Below are 18937 nucleotides of genomic sequence, written 5' to 3'. Positions count from 1 at the left end.
GATGGGCAAGCTGTTCTCAAAAATCCTCATCGCCAATCGCGGCGAAATCGCTTGCCGCGTCATCCGGACGGCGCGCAGGCTCGGTATGGCGACCGTCGGTGTCTACTCCGATGCCGACGCGAAATCGCTTCATGTAGCAATGGCCGGCGAGGCAGTGCATATCGGCGCCTCCCCCGTCGCCGAAAGCTACCTGAAGGCTGACCGCATCATCGACGCGGCTCTCAAGACCGGCGCGCAGGCGATCCACCCGGGCTATGGCTTCCTGTCGGAGGCCCCGGATTTCGTCGAGCGGGTGGAAGCGGCAGGACTGGTGTTCATCGGACCGTCGGCTTCGTCGATCCGCGCCATGGGTCTGAAGGACGCTGCCAAGCGCCTGATGGAAATAACCGGTGTGCCGGTCGTGCCGGGTTATCATGGCGAAGCGCAGGATCCTGCCTTGCTGGCCTCCAGGGCCATAGAGATCGGCTTTCCTGTCCTGATCAAGGCGCGTGCGGGAGGCGGCGGCAAGGGCATGCGCCGTGTCGAGACTGCCGGAGAATTCGCCGATGCGCTCGCGTCGGCGCAGCGCGAAGCGAAAGCCTCCTTCGGCGACGACAAGGTGTTGATCGAGAAGTACGTAGAGAAGCCGCGCCACATCGAGGTGCAGGTCTTCGGCGACAATCACGGCAATGGGGTCCATCTCTTCGAGCGCGACTGCTCCGCCCAGCGCCGCCACCAGAAGGTCATTGAGGAAGCGCCTGCCCCCGGCATGACGCCGGAGATGCGCGTGGCGATGACCCACGCCGCCGTGAAGGCCGCGAAGGCGATCAATTACTCCGGTGCCGGTACGATCGAGTTCATCGTCGACGCGTCGGAGGGCCTTCGCGCGGACCGATTCTGGTTCATGGAGATGAATACGCGTCTTCAGGTCGAACACCCTATGACGGAGATGGTGACCGGACAGGATCTCGTTGAATGGCAGATACGCGTCGCTGCTGGCGAGCTACTGCCGCTCACGCAAGATGACATCCATCTCGACGGGCACGCCTTTGAAGCGCGGCTCTACGCCGAAGACGCATCGCGCGGCTTCTTGCCGGCGACCGGCACATTGTATCATCTGAGGTTCCCGCCGGAAGCCTCGTCGATTCGCATAGAAACCGGTGTTCGACAGGGCGATACGATTTCATCTTTCTATGACCCGATGATCGCCAAGATCGTCACGAAAGGAAGCGACCGGAAAGATGCTCTAGAACTGCTTGTCAGCGCGCTGGCAGTCACTGAGGTTGCCGGCTCAACCGTTAACACCGCCTTCCTTTCGGCGCTTGCTCAGGACGAAGACTTCGCCACCGGCGATGTCGATACGGGCCTCATCGCGCGCAAGCAGGGGGCGTTGACCGCCCTGGCCGAAGCATCTGCTCGTTCGAAGGCGCTCGCAGCGCTCAGGGTCGCAAGTGTTGACGAGGCCACGTCGAATGACCCCTGGGCCAGCCTGACTGGCTACGACCATTTCGGATCGACTGCCAAAGCGATCTCGCTCGGCGAGTCCGGCGAGATCAGTGTTTCCCTAACTGCAGAGACAAATGGCGCTTGGCGCGCTGAGGTCGATGAACAGACTATCCGTTTCTCTCCCACGTCGCTGCCCGAAGCACTCGCATCGGCCGTCATCTGGCCCGGCCACGTCACCGTCTTCGACGGCGCGGTCAGCCACACCTTCATCGCCCGCGATCCTCTCGACGAAGCTGCCGATGCTTATGGTGGCGCCGGCAGCCTGCGCGCGCCGATGCCCGGTCTCGTCAAGCTCGTGCGCGCCAAGCCCGGCTTCAAGGTCAGCAAGGGCGATCCACTTCTTATCCTCGAGGCGATGAAGATGGAGCATACGATCACGGCACCTCATGATGGCACGATCGCCAAGATCGCCGCCGAGGGTGCGCAGGTCGCTGACGGAACCGTGCTTGTCCGCTTCGAAGAGTCGGGAGGAAACTGATGCACGGGCTTTATCTGGAGGAATTCGACGTCGGCATGGTCATCCGCCATCCGATCACGCGCACCGTCACCGAGAGCGACAACATGATGTTCTCGATGATGACGATGAACCCGCAGCCGCTGCACATCGACTTCGCCTTTTCCGAGAAGACCGAGTGGGGCAGGCCGCTGGTCAACTCGCTCTTCACGCTCGGCCTGATGATCGGTATTTCCTTTCCACGACACGACCCTCGGCACGACGATTGGCAATCTCGGCATAACGGAAACCGTCTACCCGCATCCGCTCTTCCACGGCGACACTGTGCGCACCGAGACGGAGGTCAAAAGCGTGCGTGAATCGCAGTCGAAGCCTGACCGCGGCATCGTGGAGTTTGAGCACCGCGCTTATAACCAGAACGACGTTCTGGTCGCGAAGACTATCCGGCAGGCCATGATCCGGAAGAGGCACGCTTGACCATGCGCTCACTGCTTTTCGTTCCGGGCGACTCGGCCCGCAAGCAGGACAAGGCGATGGAGACGGGCGCCGACCTCCTGATCCTCGACCTCGAAGATTCGGTCGCGCTGTCCGCAAAGGAAGACGCGCGCAAGCTCACCCGCGCCTTCGTCGAACGCAACAAGGGCGTCGGACCGCTTCTCTACGTCCGCGTCAACGACCTCTCGACCGCTCTTACCGACGCTGATCTGGAGGCAGTGATGCCTGCTGCGCCCGACGGCATCATGCTGCCGAAGGCCAATCATGCCGATCATGTCACGGAACTCAGCGCGCGTCTGTGCTTGCTCGAAGCTCGTCATCGCATTGCCGAGGGCGAGACACGCATCCTGCCGCTCATCACGGAAACCGCCGAAGGTGTACTTAACGCGCCGACACACGCCCGCCCGAACACCCGCCTGTCTGGCTTGACCTGGGGCGCCGAGGATCTTTCTGCCTCGGTTGGAGCACTAGTCGCGCGCGACTATCGAGGCTGCTATACGGCGCTCTTCCAACACGCCCGAACGATGGCAATCCTTGCGGCGGCCGCTGCCGGCGTGCCTGCGGTCGATACCGTTTATCCCGATTTCCGCAACGAGGAAGGCTTTGCCAGCGATTGCGCCGAGGCAGTCCGCGACGGGTTCACCGCCAAAATGGCGATCCATCCGGGGCAGGTTTCCGTCATCAACGCCGTGTTCACGCCCTCGCCTGAAGCTGTGGCCCAAGCGAAGGAGGTGGTTGAGGCCTTCGCTAGGTCAGTCGGTGCTGGTGTCATCTCGCTCAACGGCAAGATGTACGATCGTCCCCATTTGCGTCTGGCTGAGCGGCTTCTTGCACGGCTGACCTTGGCTTTATGACCGGCATTTCCCGATGTGTTGGAGCGCATGTCCCGACCACCCACATCCTCCCAAGATTGGTCACCTAGCGGGCTCACAAAGAAGAAGGCTACCAAGTTGCGGGTCAGATCGATGCCATTGATAGGGAATGCCGGGTCTTCTCGCCGAGGAGAAGGAGGATGGCTGATATTTCGTCACTGACAGCAGTTCGCCACAACACGGAACAGGATGGAGATGCACGCAGCGATTTCAGAAAAGACCATGCCTGAAGGTCACACCTTCGATGGCCACCAGATGTGGACCCTGGAGAAGGCTCGGGCTCTACACGACGCTCCCTTCAACAATCTCCTCTTCCTGGCGCAAACCGTGCACCGCGAGAACTTCGATCCCAACAAGGTCCAGCTGAGCCGGCTTCTCAGCATCAAGACGGGCGGCTGCCCGGAGGATTGCGGCTATTGCAGCCAGTCGGCGCATCACGAAAGCGGGTTGAAGGCGTCGAAGCTGATGGAGGTCCGGCGCGTCATCGCCGAGGCGACCAAGGCACGCGATGCCGGCGCCACCCGCTATTGCATGGGCGCGGCCTGGCGAAACCCGAAGGCGCGCGACATGGACGCGGTGGTGGCGATGGTCGAGGGTGTCAAGGCACTCGGCATGGAGACCTGCATGACGCTCGGCATGCTCGATCTTGAGCAGGCCGCTCGTCTGAAACAGGCCGGTCTCGACTACTACAACCACAACATCGACACCTCCGAGCGCTATTACTCAGAGATCATCTCGACCCGGACATTTGCCGACCGGCTGGACACGCTCGCCAATGTCCGCGACAGCGGCATCAAGGTCTGTTGCGGCGGCATTGTCGGCATGGGCGAAGAGCCGGTGGACCGGATCGACATGCTGGTGACGCTGGCCAACCTGCCGGAGCATCCCGAAAGCGTTCCGATCAACATGCTGATCCCGATCGAGGGCACCCCGCTTGCCGAAGCCAAGCCCATCGAGCCGATCGAATTCGTGCGCGTGATCGCCCTGGCGCGCATCATGATGCCGAAATCGCATGTGCGTCTTTCCGCCGGCCGCACCGCCATGACCGACGAGATGCAGGCACTGTGTTTCTTTGCCGGCGCCAATTCGATCTTCGTCGGCGACACGCTGCTGACGGCGGACAATCCCGGCGAGGACAAGGACATTCTGCTGTTTCGGCGCCTCGGCATGGAGCCAATGGGCGCAATGAACGGGGCGCTTCTTGCCCGGTATGGCCGGTCCTTGCGCGGACTGGCGCGCAAGGACCGGCTGCGGACGCTGGCACCGCGCGCCGGGCTCGACTTCTCGTCGAACGACTATCTCGGACTTGCCTCCTGCAAAAGACTTGGCGAGGCGGTTGCGGCGGCGATTGCGCGGGGCACGCCGGTGGGCGCCACCGGATCGGCAACGCGCCGGAACACGAGGCGCTGGAGTCGGACGCTGCGGCGTTTTTCGGAGCCGATCGCGCCCTGTTCTTCGGCAGCGGCTACATCGCCAACTTCGCTCTGCTGACGGCCCTGCCGCAGAAGGGCGACCTGCTGGTGCTCGACCAGCTCGCCCATGCCAGCATGCATGAGGGCGCGCAAGCCGGACGCGCCGAGTTCAAGCTCGCCGCGCATAACGACGTCGATGCTGTCGAGGATGCGATCACGCGCTGGCGCGCCGAAGGCGGCATGGGGCGCGTCTGGATCGCGGTCGAAAGCCTCTACAGCATGGATGGCGACTACGCGCCGCTGGAGAGCCTGGTCGCGCTTGCCGATCGGCACGAGGCATTCCTTGTCGTCGGCGAGGCACATGCCACCGGCGTCTGGGGACCGGATGGCCGCGGCCTTGCCACCGCGTTCGAGGGCAGCGACAACATCGTCGCGCTGCATACATGCGGCAAGGCGCTCGGCGCGTCCGGCGCGCTCGTCACCGGGCCGGGAACGCTATGCGACTTTCTCGTCAACCGGTGCCGGCCGTTCATCTACGCCACCGCACCATCGCCGCTAATGGCGGTCGCGGCGCGCGAAGCGCTCACCATGCTGTCCGACGAGCCCACGCGTCGCGTTCAGCTGCGTGAGCGTATCGCTTTCGCGGGCCGGCAATTGGCCGAGCGCTGCGGCGTGGTGCCCAGTTGCTCGCAGATCCAGTCCTTTGTCATCGGCGACAACAGGCGCACCATGGCGGTGGCGGCGGCGCTCCAGGCGCGCGGCTTCGACATACGCGGCATTCGTCCGCCGACCGTACCCGAGGGCACATCGCGACTGCGCATTTCGCTGACGCTCAACGTCGACGAAGCCGACATTTCGGCCATGCTCGAGGCGCTCGTCGAGGTGCTGGCCTCGACATGACCAAGCGCATCGTCATCACCGGAACAGATACCGGAATCGGCAAGACGGTGTTTTCGGCGGGATTGGCCGGCTTCCTCAACGGCTTCTACTGGAAGCCGGTGCAGTCGGGCCTCGACGGCGAGACCGACAGCGAGGTTGTTGCGCGGCTTGCCGGCCTTCCGCCGGGGCGCGTGCTGCCGGAAGTGTATCGCCTGAAGGAGCCGCTGTCGCCGCATCGTTCGGCCGAAATCGACGGCATCGCGATCGAGGCGGCCAAGCTATCACTTCCAGACTTGCCGGGCCCGCTCATCATCGAAGGCGCCGGCGGGCTGATGGTGCCGCTCAATCGACAGACAAAGTTCATCGATATTTTCCGGGAATGGCAACTGCCGGTCATTCTTTGCGCACGCACCGCGCTCGGCACCATCAACCACACCCTGCTGTCGATCGAGGTCCTGCGGGCCCGCTCCATCCCCCTGATCGGCGTTGCCTTCATTGGTGATGAGGTAGCCGACACACAAAGGACAATCGTCGAATTCAGCGGCGTGCCGCAGCTTGGCAGGCTGCCGCACCTCGATCCGCTGATGGGTGGAACGCTGAGAGATGCAATGATTGCCGGATTCGACCTTGCCCTTACTGCCGGAGGCGAATGATGACGCAGTCTCGAGTCTGGCATCCGTTCACCCAGCACGCGCTTGAGCCCGCGATCCCTGAAATCGTGCTGACGGAAGGCGCCTATCTCCACAAGACCGACGGCTCCCGCATCCTGGACGCCATTTCCTCCTGGTGGGTCGTCACCCATGGCCACCGTCATCCCCGCATCATGAAGGCTATCGAGACAACCGCATCGAGACTCGACCAGATCATTTTCGCCGGCTTCACCCACGAGCCCGCCCAACGACTGGCCGAGGCGCTCGTCGACCTCGCTCCGCCCGGACTCGACTGGGTGTTCTATTCCGACAGCGGCTCGACTTCCGTCGAAGTCGCGCTGAAGATGGCGCTCGGCTATTTCCGCAACATCGGCGCGCCGCGCTCGCGCATCGTCGTCATGGAGCACAGCTACCATGGCGACACAATCGGCACGATGAGCGTCGGCGCCCGCGGCGTGTTCAACGCCGCCTACGAGCCTTTGCTGTTCGAGGTCGACACCGTCCCCTTCGCGGCCGCCGGGCGCGAGCAGGAGACGCTGGATCGGTTCGAAGCCATCAGCCTCGACCGACGCGCCGCCGCCCTGATCGTCGAGCCGCTCGTGCTAGGCGCCGGCGGCATGCTGATGTATCCGGCCTGGGTTCTGAGCGAATTGAAGAAGATCGCCGAAGCCTCCGGCACGCTCTTGATCGCCGATGATTCGGATTGATCGCTGCCACAGGTACATCGAAGGTCAGATCATTGCTCGAGCGTATCGCGACTGATGAAACGCTGCCTGAACTGGCACGTGAACTGTTTGGGCTGCACGGCCGCGAATATGATCGGCTGGAGGACGAAATCGAAAAGGTCGAAGCACGGCTGATGGCGTGGCATCGCACAAACGAATGCAGTCGAGCCTGACACGGATTCCTGGCGTCGGACCGATCGGCGCATTGATGATGGTCATGAAGACCCCGGCGCCCGAGACGTTCCGATCAGGGCGGCACTTCGCGGCTTGGCTTGGCCTGACGCCGAAGGATCACTCGACAGCTGGCAGGGTCAGGCTTGGCGTGATCACCCGAGCTGGCGATGAAAATCTGCGAAGCGTGCTCGTCGCGGGCGCCACCGCTGTCCTCCGGCATGTTCGGGAGGGCCGCGGGAAGAATGCGTCCCCATGGCTGCTGGACATGCTCAACCGCAAACCGCCGAAGCTCGTCGCTGTGGCGCTAGCCAATAAAATCGCCCGCGTCGCCTGGAAGCTGATGGTCACCGGCGAACGATACAATCCCAACGCTGCATTGTCGGCTTATGGCCAGGCAGCATAGAGATCAGTCATCCAGGGGAGCACAATGTGACGCGACCTTGGTAGGCTGAACCCGAACTTGCAGGAAACGAGCAGTTGGTGTGATCGATCGATCCGAAACGTGAGACAATCCGTACGATGCAAGGCTCTCAAAAGGCCGCAAAACCTGTTTGGAACTCATGTTGCGGAAACCATCTTGGCCCGCGGTCATGTACGACCGCAATCAGAGGCCGGACATATGATCGCAAGCGATGGGATCAAACCGCTGCCCAACATCTTGCAGGGAGGAGGCCGTCCACATATGCATCGTGCACCTGAAAGACGTGCTTTGGCGATCCAAACCGATGGTGCTAGTCTTCTCCATGACGGCTCTCCCTCATGTGACTTTCGACAGCCACTTTGGCACATTACGATGCCGGGAGCGGAGGCCGTCTCACCACACAGGTCAGCCCCGACCTCGATCTTGGAGATCGTGTCGATACTGACACCGGCTCGCTCGGCCAGTTGCTCTTGACGGCCGGTCCAGCGTTGCGCGTTTCAAGTTCGTGGGGCGAAATAAGAAACTGACCCTAACGAAACTTAGAACTGACATCCTCTCCCGCAGTTTGCTCATCGCTGTGACTGAGACCGTCGCGCCCTGCGAGATCCCACTGACATGCAGTTCGTAACGGACGTCGCGCGGACCTCGTTTCGGGCGAGATCAGCCTACCAGGAGTGGTAGGTGCGGTTCGCAATAATATGAAATACTACCAGTTGCGCATAGCCAACAAAACTGCAGCATCGGAGAATGCCACCATGAGTGAAATGGACTTGATCGATAATGTCATCCCACGTAGGGATGTAATCAAATGCACAGCGCGTATCGGTGCTGAAATCAGGAATGTCAAGCTTTCGGCCGATTTGCCGGACCGGACCATCGCTGCCATAAACGGCTTGGTGCTTGAGCACAAGGTCGTCTTCTTCCGCGACCAGGGTCATCTCGACGACGCTGGGCAGGAGCGTTTTGCTCTGCGATTCGGGAAGCTGTCGCCGTATCCGGAGGGAACGACGCCGATTTACGACATTGATACCGCACGTGGAGATACCGGGGCTTACGTTTGGCATATCGATTGGTCCTGCATGGACGCTTATCCCAAGATTGCGGTGCTGCGAGGCGTTACGATACCGCTAGTCGGTGGCGACACCGTCTGGTCAAACACCGCGGCCGCATATCTCGACTTACCGTTGCCGCTGCAACGGCTTGCCAACGAACTCTGGGCTGTTCACAGCTTCCCCGGATCTTATCTCAGGTCTTCTACCGAGCCCAATACTGGACCGATGATCGAGACAGAGCATCCAGTCGTACGCGTCCACCCCGAGACCGGGGAGCGCACGCTTGTGCTCGGCGTTTATGTAACGCGTTTCGTTGGCATATCCAAATATGACGGCCAAAGGCTACTCGATCTCTTTGAGTCTCATGTCACCGCGCAGGAAAACACGGTACGCTGGAAGTGGAAGGAGGGTGATATCGCTATCTGGGACAATCGAGCAACGATGCATTGTGCAACCAAGGATTGCGGCGACCAACGCCGCGTCGTTCGTCGCGCAACCATTGAGGGCGAGGTGCCCGTCAGTGTCGACGGCCGGTACAGTGTTGTGCGATCTAAATTTATCCAGTCGACCGTGAACAATCTTGATCGCTAAGCGGCAAGCTGCTTCGGCCGGTTCAGGAACGCGGCGATCAAGAGCCACAAAAGCGTCTTCAGCCACCTGAGCAGGAGGGAGAAGTTGTAGCCGGCTGCTGCCAGGATGGCGTTGATCGCATCGCCTTGGGTGTGAGCGAGGTAATTGCGGCTCATTCTGTGTTCGTTCTTGATGTGGCCGATCACCGGCTCGACGGCCGATCTCCGCCGCATCTGGCGCTTGATGGCCGAGCATCGAATGGGCTGCAACTACCTCGCCGGCCGGCAGGGCGACTCCGACAACGCTATCCTGGCAGCGGCCGGCTACAACTTCTCCCTCCTGCTTATATGAGGAGGGTCAAGATGGAACGGGTGTGTCAGGGTGACATTTTTGCTTTCCGTCTGTTGTTACGGCATCCACGATCTGAGCCCGATTGCAAGACGCGGCTCGGTGCCAAGCCAGATCCAACTTATATACGGTCGCTGTGAGAGACAGCGGAACCAACATCCCGCTTGCGGCGGACAAGGGCTCATGAGGACGAGACCATTCTATCAAGCGGCGTTTGAAGCCGTACTCATCTGCGGTTCGTCCCACCTGGATCCGCCAGGACTGATCGGGTCCTGGAAGATTGAGGAATTCGGTTGCTATCGGGGATCAGGCGGTCCTCATCACGGCCCCCTCGACGACGACGCCGGCATTGACGTATTTCCACAGCGCGACAAGCAGCTTGCGGGCGAGTGCTTCTTCAGACGACCATCGTTCTGCTTCACCCGCTGCTTGAACCACAGGCTGAGCGCTGAGTGGGGCTGATGGCGCAGCCACAGCCAGGCCACCTGGATCAGCGTCGTTCGCAGCCTTGGATTGCCGGCTTTCGAACCCCCCTGGTCGTGATCGACCGAGCCGCTCTGCCAGGGTGTCGGCGCAAGGCCAGCATAGGCAGCAACTTGTCGTCGGTTGTCAAAATGATGCGACAGCCCCCCGACCACAAGACAACGGCAAACTCCGGCCCGATGCCTTTCAAGGCGAGCAGCATCGCCGGTGCTGGCTGCTCACAATCAGCGAAATGCGCAGAGCCGACCGGCGCGACAGCGAGCATGGCGTCGCGCTCGGCCTCGACCGCCTTGATCTGTCCGATCAGCAGCTCCAGCCGATCGAGTCCGCGGCTGATCTGCATCTTCAGATGCGCCGGCAATGGTCGGCCGTCACCGGTCCTCAACTCCTCGAGCCGCGTGCGCCGGTCGCGGCGCAGCGGCTGGTAGCCGGATACGCCCTGGCTGAACAGCAGGCCCTTGATGCGATTGACGTGGCGTACGCGCTCGTTCGTCAACGCCTTGCGCTCACGCGAGATGCGGCGACGGTCCTCTTCCTCGGGCGTAGGCACCCGCAGCATCGCACAGACGCGCGGCTCGCCCCTTTTATAGGCGAGCAGCGCGCGCACCAGCGTCTCACCGTCGATCTTGGCCCGCCGCCGCCGGCGCGAGTTCGCAATCGAGGCCGGATCGACGACGTGGCTTTCGATCCCCTCGGCCTGCAGCACGCGATGGATCCAGAAGCCGTCGAGCCCGGCCTTCTGGATCACGATGATGGGGAAGCAGCGCCCGGTCCGTGCCTGCGCCTTCCTCTTGAGCTCGGCAAACCGCGCCAGTAGGCCAGCGATGTCGTCGGCCGCCACCGCATGTTTCGACATCTTCTCGCCGCCGCCCGGGGACAGTGAGGTAGCCATTTCGAACGGCTGAGTTCCAATGAGACGAAGATTGCGCCAAGATCAATGCGGATAGCGGTCTGCGCTTCAGGTCGTTCATTCGCAGCGAGCATGTTCGGCTCTCCAGAGTTAGGTGTTGATTGAAAGCGACCTCACTTTGTCACAGCGCGGATCGCTATCCACCTCCTCATAGGATCTCAACTGGTTCAGGCAGCTTTTGTGGCTTCTCATCGCAGCCCTCCAAAGTCAGCCAAACGAGATCGAGGCCTGACCAATCTCATTGTTCACGGTCGGCGTAACGGGTCGGCCTCGGGCCAGGTCTCATGGATCTGCACCTCCAGCGCCCGCACCAGCCGGAGACAGCTCTGCAGATGGGGAAGATGCGCACGACCGGTGTGCGCCGGTTGATTTCCTCCAGCCGCACCGTCGCCGCACTCACCGTCGCGGCCTGGAAGGTGTGACCGCACAGTTCCTCGGTGATCGCCGTCACCTTGCGCGTCGACACCCCTTGCAGATACGTCTCGACCAGCGCCGACACCAGTCCTTCTCCGAGCGCAACCAGCTCCGTCGAGAACCGCCCGTCCGATCCTGCGGACCCGCAGCTCCATCACACCAACCCGCGTCACAAGCCGGCGTCCGGAGTAACCGGACCGGTAGCCGACCCGCTCCGCGTTCCGTTCGCCTTTTGAAGTTCCAGCGCCTCCGCCATCTCGGCTTCCAGGAACTCCTGCACCACACTCTGCAGAACCCGCCGAAAGCCGTCCGCGTCCGACAGCAGCAGCGCTTTCAACTCTGGCCCGCTCAGCTTAACTTCTCGCTCGATTGCACTTCCTTCCCGGGATCAGTGAATCGCAAAAGTCGCCAGCGTGCCATAGCCGCCCTCCAACCTCAGAGCAGCGGCCGTTCTCTCCTCAACTTTTCCCAGAACCTTCAGGGCACTATCGCCTGCGCCCGATTACATACGCAGCTCAGAAAAGAAACTCGCTGACCGCGACGCGGTCATCGCGTCGGCGAAGACACCTCGATCCCAGCCACGCGCCACATGTTGACTGCACAAGCTACGGAAATTGAAGGGCACTAAGCTGTTCCTCGCCAGGCTGCCGAGGTTAAATGCAACGATGCCGGTCAGGGATTCCAAGAGCCTTTTTCAGCCAAGCGCCGCATCAATGGCCTCGGTGAGGATGTCCGCGATCTCGCCCACTCTCTGCGCATCGATGGAATAGGCAGGAGCGAGCAGCACGTGGTCACCCCGTAGGCCGTCGATAGTTCCGCTTCCCGGATAGACAAGCAGCCCTCGACCCTTCGCCTGAGCGCCAATCCGGGCTGCGAGCCGCATTTCAGGATCGAACGAAACTCGCGTCTCACGGTCGGCGACGAGTTCGACGGCATAGAGCAGGCCACGTCCCCGGATGTCTCCGACATAGGTATGCTGTGACAGGCGATCCCGCAGCGCGGCGTCGAGCAGTGCTCCCTGCCTCACCACCCGTTCCGCCAACCTGTCGTCGACGATCACCCTCTGGACCTCGAGCGCGGCGGCGCAAGCCACGGGATGGGCCATGTAAGTATGGCCATGGGTGAACGCGCCAGAGCCTTGGGCAAAGCTATCATGCACGTCAGCCCGGCAGACGACCGCGCCGATGGGCAAATAGCCGCCCCCGAGCCCCTTTGCGAGCGTGACGATATCAGGTGAAACGCCTTCGTCCGAGCAGGCGAGGAAAGGGCCGGTGCGATGAGCGCCACACATCACCTCATCACAGATCAGCAGCACGCCGTACCGGTCGCAGATCTCGCGGATGTGCCGGAAATAGCCGGTCGCCGGGACGACTGCGCCGGACGTCGCACCCACCACAGTTTCCGCAAGGAAAGCGGCGACGTTCTCCGAGCCAAGCCGCAAAATCTCTGCCTCCAGCGCCTCCGCCGCACGAAGTCCGTAGGCCTCCGGCGTCTCTCCCGGCTCGGCATAGTGGTAGGGAAAGCAGGGCGCGATTTGCGTTCTTTTCTGCAGCATCGGCGCATATGGCGCACGCCGGGTCTCGCTGCCGGATCGGCCTAGGGCGCCGAGTGTATTGCCGTGGTAGCTCAGGCGGCGCGAGATCACGACGTGGCGGCTCGGCTGCCTCCGTTCAATCTGGCACTGCCTCGCCATCTTGATCGCAGCCTCAACCGCCTCGGAGCCGGATCCGACGAAATAGACCCGCGCCATACCTTGACCCGCCTCCGCGCAGATATGGGCGGCGAGTTCCTCCGCCGATGGGCTGGTGAAGGCGCCGCTGTGGGCATAGTCGAGCCGTGCGATCTGCTCGGCGACCGCGGCGACGACGCGTGGGTCGCCATGCCCGATACAGCTTACAGCGGCACCGCCCGACGCATCGAGATAGCGGCGGCCGTTGATGTCGATGATGTAGTGCCCGTCTGCCGCGACGGCCATTGGAGGAACGGAGAGGGCGGAACGATGAAATACGTGGCTCATGCTAATCTGCTTTTCTGCGATTATTCGTCTGGCTGTAGGTCCCGCTGGCGTAGTACGCGTCCTCGATAAGACGGATGCGCCGAGTGGCGCTGTCTCCGAGATGGGTTAGGACCGCAATGGCGAGACACTCGACCAACGCATGGGCCGCCGTAAGCGACGGGAAGAAAGACGGCCCCTCAACTGGGAAGATCAGAACCTCCCTGGCGACCCGGGTCACCTGGGTTGCTCGGCTGTCCGAGAGGCAGACGAGCTTGGCGCCGCCTTCTCCGACAGCGCGGGCGACCCCGTCAATTTCCCGGCCATAGGGCTGGAAGTTGATCGTTAGCACCGCATCCTCCGGCCGAAGCAGCGCGAGATCCGCCGCCAGCGGAGACCCCTCGCCGCCGAGCAAGAAGACGTTGTCCCGCAGCAACCGACAGAGGTAGGCGAACGTCAGGCCCGGCCCGCGGCAGCTCATGAACGCGGAGATGAAGACGCGGTCGGCTTCGGCGAGGATCGCCGCCGACCGCGCGAGCGCCTCTGGCGAATTGACACCAGCGGCATGATCGAGATTCGCCCGCTGCGCGGCGAAACTCTCATGCAGTAGCGCCGGCAGGCCAGAACGATCTAGTGCGCGGCTCGCCCGCTCGGCATAGGCGTCGGGAGCCGACAGGAGTTGGCGCGCGTAAACGGCTCGGAATTCGGCCCAACCATCGAACTTCAGCGTCTGGGTAAGGCGAAGCAGCGTAGCCGGAGAAACTGACGCGCGCGAGGCAAGGTCCCGCATCGAATGCACCAATACCTGGTCTGGGTGATCCGCGATGTGGCGCGCTGCCAGCGCGAGTTGCCGCGGCATGTCCGGAAGCATTTCTAGGATCAGCGCCTGAATTTCCCCAACGGTCATCATCATGTCTCCTGCCCCCGGACTCAGCTCGGAAGCCGAAGCCGCTCGGGCGGTATTCGCCGAAATGGCAGCTTCGTTGCATCCGCCATCGCCGGGCCGGGCGTTTCCACTTGGACGAAGGCTTCGAAGAGGTTGCCGAACGAGGCACGGAAATGGTTTTTTGCCTTGACTAGCAGCACAGGAATTCGCCCGGGTTCGATGCCGTGCAGGTGGAAATACTGCGGATCATTCGGCGAATAGCAATTGCTGGTGAGGATGATCCTGAGCGGCCCGGTCCGGACGACAGCGGTCGGGCCGAGGTCGACGTCGATACCGGTCTCCATCGGTCCGGTATTAGTGAAGCGTCCTTGGGTCAGTCGTTCCACCGTCCCCTCGACAAGGACGGGCACACCGAAGCGATTGTCGATCCGGCCGCCGAGATGGAGCGATAGCCGCGCGCCCTGTCCTGCGGCCCGCGCGGTGGCCACTGCCCCGGGATCGTCGAAGAAAGCGAAGACGGATCCTTCTGGCAGATCGCTCCGCATCGCGGCAGCCAGGAGTCCGGGCGTGTCGCCTGCTCCGCCGGACATGGGATTGTCCGACGGCTCAAGGATCGCCCAGCGCCGCCCGTCGCGCCACGGCCGAGTGGACAAGAAGGCCCCCGCGGTCGGCAGATCCGGCCGGAAGGCCGGCCCGCGCGCTCTCATCCCGTTTACCACCCGCCGCGCGAACTCTGCGGCCAGCGCAGCCGCCTCGGGATTCGTCGGCATAAGGTTGCTAACCAGAACGCCGGAATCCGTCTCTGGACTGTCGGCATAAGCGAAGCTCGCGAAGGGGTAGACAACGACTGGCAAACCCAGCGCCGCCGCCTGGGCCTCGAGGTCGAGCGCCAGCGACTCGATTTCCGTCATCGGGCCGGTCTCGTCCGTCCGCATATTGAAGCTCGGTAGTACCAGTCCGCAGCGCGCCAGCGTGACCGCGCCACGGCGCCCCCGGCGTATTAGCTCCCCTAGCAGGTCGAGCGCTCGCTCCGCAGTCTCCGCCATGTCGGTGTGCGGATAGAGGCGGTACACCGTCGCGCCATCGAGCGCTTGGGCGAGAGCGGGCGTCGGGATGCAATGCATGTCGAACGAAGCCACGATCGGCAGGCCGGGAAAGCGAGCACGCAACCGGGTTGCCAAGGTGGTTTCGGGGGAAAGATCCTCTGCCCCTAGGCAGGAGCCATGCAGCGAGAGATAGAGCCCGTCCACCGTGTCTAATGCGGGATCGTCCACGATCTCGGAGATGATCGTATCGAGGACCGGCTGCTCCACTGGCCCGCCAGGGGCGGAGGCGGCCAGCCGCGAGAAGACAAGCTCCGCTTCGCACCTATGCCCCCAGCGGAAGGCCCCCCCGGTTTCGATCGAGGTGTGGCGGAAAACCTGCGCCGCCACTCCGCCCTTCGTATATTCGCGCGCTTGGAAATGCCCTAACCCGATGCTGGTCGATGTGAATGAATTGGCCTCGTGCCACAGGCGGGCGATACCGATCTTCAAGGTCAGTTCTCCGTATCCGTCGTCAGAGTTCCGCAACGGCCGTGTCAAGGCAGGAGGTCAAAATGTCCGCCATCTCGTCCACCTGCGCCTCGGTGATGATCAGCGGCGGTGCGAACACCAGACCCTCGCGAACGGCCCGCGTGGCCAGGCCCCGTTCGAAGCAGAGATTGCGCACGCGGGTCGCGACCGAGCCGAGCGGCGCAAAGGGCGCACGGGTGGCCTTGTCTGACGTCAGCTCCAGCGCCCACATGGCGCCAATGCCGCGCACCTGCCCAACCAGGGGGTGCATTGCCAACGCCCCCAGGCGGCGGGCGAGAGCCGGGCCGGCGACGTCGCGTACATGATTGACCAACCCTTCTGCCTCGATGAGTTCAATGTTCTTCAGTGCAACGGCGGCAGCTACCGGATGACCGGAACTGGTGAAGCCGTGCGAGAGGACGCCCGGGCGGGTGCGCAAGATTTCGGCCACGCGAGTACCGACACCGACAGCCGAGATTGGTATGTAACCAGAACTAAGCCCCTTCGCCATACACATAATGTCTGGCGCGATGCCGAAGCTCTGAGCACCGAACCATTCCCCAGTGCGCCCGAAGCCGCAGATCACCTCGTCGCAGACTAACAGGATGTCGTACTTGCGGCAGATCTCCTGCACCCGCGCCCAATAGCGCGGCGGCGGCGTAATTACCCCGCCGGCTCCCATCACCGGCTCCCCGATGAAGGCGGCGACGTTCTTCGGACCGATCTCCAAGATCTTCGCCTCGAGCGCATCAGCAGATGCTCGACCATAGGCCGGGTCATCTTGGTCCTTTCCAGCGGCCCAGGCATACGGGGCGGCAGCGTGCGCGATGCCGGGAATCGGAAGGCCCGCAACGCCATGCATGCCCGGCAGGCCGCAAAGGCTTGCTCCTGCGAGGGTAGAGCCGTGGTAGGCATATTCTCGGCTGATCACGACCTGCCGCTCGGGCCTTTCCACAGCGGCCCAATAGCTGCGCACAAGCCGGATCGCGGTATCATTGGCTTCGGAACCGGAATTGCCGAAAAAGAAGTTGTCAATGCCCTCTGGCGTCACGGCGGCGAGTCTCTCCGCCAGATTGATCACTGGCTCGTGAGAGGTCTTGAAGAAGGTGTTGTAGAAAGCCAACCGGTCCATCTGCTGACGGGCGACCTCGCCGAGTTCCTTTCGGCCATAGCCGACGTTGACGCACCACAATCCCGCCATCCCGTCCAGCAACCGCCGACCCTCCGTTTCCCAAACATAGATACCGTCGCCATCCTTGATGACACGAGGGCCACCCTCTGCAGCCAGCACGGTATGGTCTGTGAACGGATGCAGATGGTGCGCGAGGTCGCTGGCCCGCAGATCTTCGCCCGAACGGTTGGACAGGATCTGGTGCCTCATCGTCTCGTCTCCTTCCGGGCCTGCTTGCCAAGGCCGACCGAAATGTGTTTGGGCGTTGGCCACCCGGTTAAGGCTTGGCGATGCTTCACGCCGAGGCGTCCCCCGACGTTTGGGTCAGTTCACCGGCGACATGGTCGGGGATGTTCGAAGCGGCTGGGCGGCGCGAGTCGAAAGCGAGGCCAAGCGGCGGCATCTTGACACCGTTGATGATGGGGCCCTTGTCGGTACCGGCGACGAGAATTGGTCCTCGCCTTGCCTTCCAACGCGCAGTACGCACCTTCCCTTGTTGACTCGGCGGCAGCGCTAATGCGTCCTCTCCCTGTTCCTCAAAGCCGCCTGCTCCCAATCAGCCGCAACATAAATCTATGCGATAAAACGTTGAAGCTGCAGAACTTTCAGCTTCAAAGCTGGACTATTCGACGGTCGATTGTGACAGGATGTAAAACAATTGTTTAGGAAATGTCAATCACAAAACATTTGACTTTCACCTGCCAATCTACGAATTTTGGATCAATCCCAAATTGATTGCCCCGCTCGCCGGCCCAGCGAAACTCGGGAGCGCTCGTCCCGACTGGCAGTTATGCAACAGAAATACGGCCGAGAGTGTCGAAACTTAATGACCCATCCCTGCGCTCCTAGCTTTGGTCGAGGACGCGATCAGCTGTGGCGCCGCACTCGTGCCCGGCGAGCGTGGCATCGGCATTCGGCAACTTCGAGCCGACAGTGCCACCGCGGATGCCCATACGGGACTGCCTCATGAATGAGGAACCGTTCGGCCCGGTTGCGGCCTTCAGCAGCTTCTGCACTGTGAGCGAACCCATCGACGAAGCCAGCCGGCTGCCTATCGCCTGGCCTCCTACGATCACCAAGTCGGCGGAGGTAGTCCAGCAGATTGGAAGCAGGAGGCTGGCATGCTCATGATCAACCATGTTGGGCTGTCTCTGGCCGAAGTTGCTTTCAGGGGAGTCAAGGCTCGGGCGCCGGGACGGGGGGTCGGAATCTATCAATGCATATTTGATCGCCCGTTTCGTGACCCAAGGCGAGCCTTAGCCGCAGCCAGCCCGGATGGCTGCAGACGTCAATTGCGCCAAAGTTTTATTCATCTCGAGGCGGGAGGGACAGATTTTGAACACTCGTGACGCAACAGTGGCTGATGTGGACCTTATCGCGCAGCTTCATATTGAAAGTTGGCGCAACGCCTACGCAGGGATACTCTCGGCATCCTATCTAGCGGGTCCGATAGTGCTCGACCGTCAGACTGTCTGGCGAGAGCGTTTCAATTCACCGGCTCCAAATCTCAAAGTCATAGTTGCCGAAGAAGAAGGCCAAGCGCTGGGCTTCGTCTGCCTCTTAGGCAATGCGGAGGACCGTTGGGGTACCCTCGTCGACAATCTCCATGTTTTGCCAACGGCGAAGGGGCGGGGCGTCGGAAGGCATCTTATTCGCGTTGCTGCGGGCTGGTCAGCCGAAAATTACCCGGGCGTGGGGCTGCATCTATGGGTCTACGAGGTTAATGCCCCTGCGCGCGCTTTCTACGAGAGAATGGGTGGTCAGGTAGTCGCGCGCCTACCGCAGTCCAACCCTGACGGAAGAATCCACGTCGAACTGTGCTACTATTGGCCTGATTCTGGCTCACTCGCCCGCTGATTTTTTGCAATCCCCGTATTTGAAGGATCGCCAGCCTGAGATGTCCGATGATGCACCGTCTCCAGCGAGCGGTATCGTCAATGGTTCGTCGCGCTGCTGGTGGGGGCATTCGTGCCTCCAGATCCACCGAGCC

The 18937-nt window shown here is 62.1% G+C and carries 12 protein-coding genes and 7 pseudogenes; 10 read left to right on the top strand and 9 right to left on the bottom strand.

What is annotated here, in order from left to right:
* Position 1 precedes the first annotated feature (1 nt).
* The 9 genes and pseudogenes from MAFF_RS24600 to MAFF_RS24560 all read left to right on the top strand — a co-directional run bounded on the left by MAFF_RS24600 (position 2) and on the right by MAFF_RS24560 (position 9210).
* Positions 2–1963: an acetyl-CoA carboxylase biotin carboxylase subunit gene (locus MAFF_RS24600; protein ID WP_010913696.1), complete on the top strand. Its 1962-nt coding sequence runs from the start codon at positions 2–4 to the stop codon at positions 1961–1963.
* Positions 1963–2416, top strand: a pseudogene (locus MAFF_RS24595) (MaoC family dehydratase). The gene MAFF_RS24600 and the pseudogene MAFF_RS24595 overlap by 1 nt, the downstream one beginning before the upstream one ends.
* 2 nt (positions 2417–2418) lie before the next feature.
* The gene (locus MAFF_RS24590; protein ID WP_010913695.1) at positions 2419–3288 is read left to right on the top strand and encodes an HpcH/HpaI aldolase/citrate lyase family protein; all 870 of its coding nucleotides are present in this window, start codon (positions 2419–2421) and stop codon (positions 3286–3288) included.
* 240 nt (positions 3289–3528) lie between these two features.
* Positions 3529–4479: pseudogene (gene bioB / locus MAFF_RS24585) on the top strand (biotin synthase BioB); the annotation flags it as partial.
* Between the two features lie 12 nt (positions 4480–4491).
* Positions 4492–5618, top strand: a pseudogene (locus tag MAFF_RS24580) (8-amino-7-oxononanoate synthase).
* Positions 5615–6250 (top strand): dethiobiotin synthase, encoded by a 636-nt coding sequence (bioD, locus tag MAFF_RS24575; RefSeq protein WP_010913692.1) that lies wholly within the window; start codon positions 5615–5617, stop codon positions 6248–6250. The pseudogene MAFF_RS24580 and the gene bioD overlap by 4 nt, the downstream one beginning before the upstream one ends.
* Positions 6250–6945, top strand: a pseudogene (locus tag MAFF_RS24570) (aminotransferase class III-fold pyridoxal phosphate-dependent enzyme); the annotation flags it as partial. The gene bioD and the pseudogene MAFF_RS24570, both read left to right, overlap by 1 nt.
* Positions 6945–7549 (top strand): annotated as a pseudogene (locus tag MAFF_RS24565) (IS110-like element ISMlo1 family transposase); the annotation flags it as partial. The pseudogenes MAFF_RS24570 and MAFF_RS24565, both read left to right, overlap by 1 nt.
* Positions 7550–8322: 773 nt before the next feature.
* Positions 8323–9210, top strand: a complete 888-nt coding sequence (locus MAFF_RS24560; protein WP_010913688.1) for a TauD/TfdA dioxygenase family protein — start codon at positions 8323–8325, stop codon at positions 9208–9210.
* On the opposite strand, the pseudogene MAFF_RS24555 reads toward MAFF_RS24560, so the two are convergent.
* The 9 genes and pseudogenes from MAFF_RS24555 to MAFF_RS39250 form a co-directional block, all read right to left on the bottom strand.
* A pseudogene (locus tag MAFF_RS24555) lies at positions 9207–9437 on the bottom strand (IS5/IS1182 family transposase); the annotation flags it as partial. The gene MAFF_RS24560 and the pseudogene MAFF_RS24555 overlap by 4 nt on opposite strands.
* 406 nt (positions 9438–9843) lie before the next feature.
* Positions 9844–11004: pseudogene (locus tag MAFF_RS24550) on the bottom strand (IS110 family transposase).
* A 164-nt stretch (positions 11005–11168) separates the two neighbouring features.
* A complete protein-coding gene (locus MAFF_RS39260) occupies positions 11169–11429 on the bottom strand; it encodes a transposase (RefSeq protein ID WP_010913682.1) in 261 nt (86 codons plus the stop codon).
* 84 nt (positions 11430–11513) lie between these two features.
* Positions 11514–11681, bottom strand: coding sequence for a hypothetical protein (locus MAFF_RS39255; protein ID WP_010913681.1), 168 nt, complete (start codon positions 11679–11681; stop codon positions 11514–11516).
* 357 nt (positions 11682–12038) lie between these two features.
* A complete protein-coding gene (locus MAFF_RS24545; RefSeq protein WP_010913680.1) occupies positions 12039–13361 on the bottom strand; it encodes an aspartate aminotransferase family protein in 1323 nt (440 codons plus the stop codon).
* Between the two features lies 1 nt (position 13362).
* Positions 13363–14250 carry a MurR/RpiR family transcriptional regulator gene (locus MAFF_RS24540; RefSeq protein ID WP_048894799.1) on the bottom strand — a complete coding sequence of 296 codons (888 nt, stop codon included), beginning with the start codon at positions 14248–14250 and terminating at the stop codon, positions 13363–13365.
* Between the two features lie 17 nt (positions 14251–14267).
* The gene (locus tag MAFF_RS24535) at positions 14268–15758 is read right to left on the bottom strand and encodes a M81 family metallopeptidase (protein ID WP_044551235.1); all 1491 of its coding nucleotides are present in this window, start codon (positions 15756–15758) and stop codon (positions 14268–14270) included.
* A gap of 22 nt (positions 15759–15780) precedes the next feature.
* Positions 15781–17157: an aminotransferase gene (locus MAFF_RS24530; RefSeq protein ID WP_010913677.1), complete on the bottom strand. Its 1377-nt coding sequence runs from the start codon at positions 17155–17157 to the stop codon at positions 15781–15783.
* A 635-nt stretch (positions 17158–17792) separates the two neighbouring features.
* Positions 17793–17978 carry a hypothetical protein gene (locus MAFF_RS39250; RefSeq protein WP_157866066.1) on the bottom strand — a complete coding sequence of 62 codons (186 nt, stop codon included), beginning with the start codon at positions 17976–17978 and terminating at the stop codon, positions 17793–17795.
* A 304-nt stretch (positions 17979–18282) separates the two neighbouring features.
* On the opposite strand from MAFF_RS39250, the gene MAFF_RS38070 reads away from it, so the two are divergent.
* Positions 18283–18804 carry a GNAT family N-acetyltransferase gene (locus MAFF_RS38070; RefSeq protein WP_157866064.1) on the top strand — a complete coding sequence of 174 codons (522 nt, stop codon included), beginning with the start codon at positions 18283–18285 and terminating at the stop codon, positions 18802–18804.
* Positions 18805–18937 lie beyond the last annotated feature (133 nt).

Source organism: Mesorhizobium japonicum MAFF 303099, assembly GCF_000009625.1.
Taxonomy (GTDB): domain Bacteria; phylum Pseudomonadota; class Alphaproteobacteria; order Rhizobiales; family Rhizobiaceae; genus Mesorhizobium; species Mesorhizobium japonicum.
The sequence above is the reverse complement of the archived record's forward strand: the minus strand, read 5'-3'. Positions and strand labels throughout refer to the sequence as shown.

Coding starts and splice junctions, on each gene's coding strand:
- MAFF_RS24600 (WP_010913696.1), top strand. CDS start 2: ATGGGCAAGCTGTTCTCAAAAATCCTCATCGCCAATCGCGGCGAAATC.
- MAFF_RS24590 (WP_010913695.1), top strand. CDS start 2,419: ATGCGCTCACTGCTTTTCGTTCCGGGCGACTCGGCCCGCAAGCAGGAC.
- bioD (WP_010913692.1), top strand. CDS start 5,615: ATGACCAAGCGCATCGTCATCACCGGAACAGATACCGGAATCGGCAAG.
- MAFF_RS24560 (WP_010913688.1), top strand. CDS start 8,323: ATGAGTGAAATGGACTTGATCGATAATGTCATCCCACGTAGGGATGTA.
- MAFF_RS24545 (WP_010913680.1), bottom strand. CDS start 13,361: ATGAGCCACGTATTTCATCGTTCCGCCCTCTCCGTTCCTCCAATGGCC.
- MAFF_RS24540 (WP_048894799.1), bottom strand. CDS start 14,250: ATGATGATGACCGTTGGGGAAATTCAGGCGCTGATCCTAGAAATGCTT.
- MAFF_RS24530 (WP_010913677.1), bottom strand. CDS start 17,157: ATGAGGCACCAGATCCTGTCCAACCGTTCGGGCGAAGATCTGCGGGCC.
- MAFF_RS39250 (WP_157866066.1), bottom strand. CDS start 17,978: ATGGGTTCGCTCACAGTGCAGAAGCTGCTGAAGGCCGCAACCGGGCCG.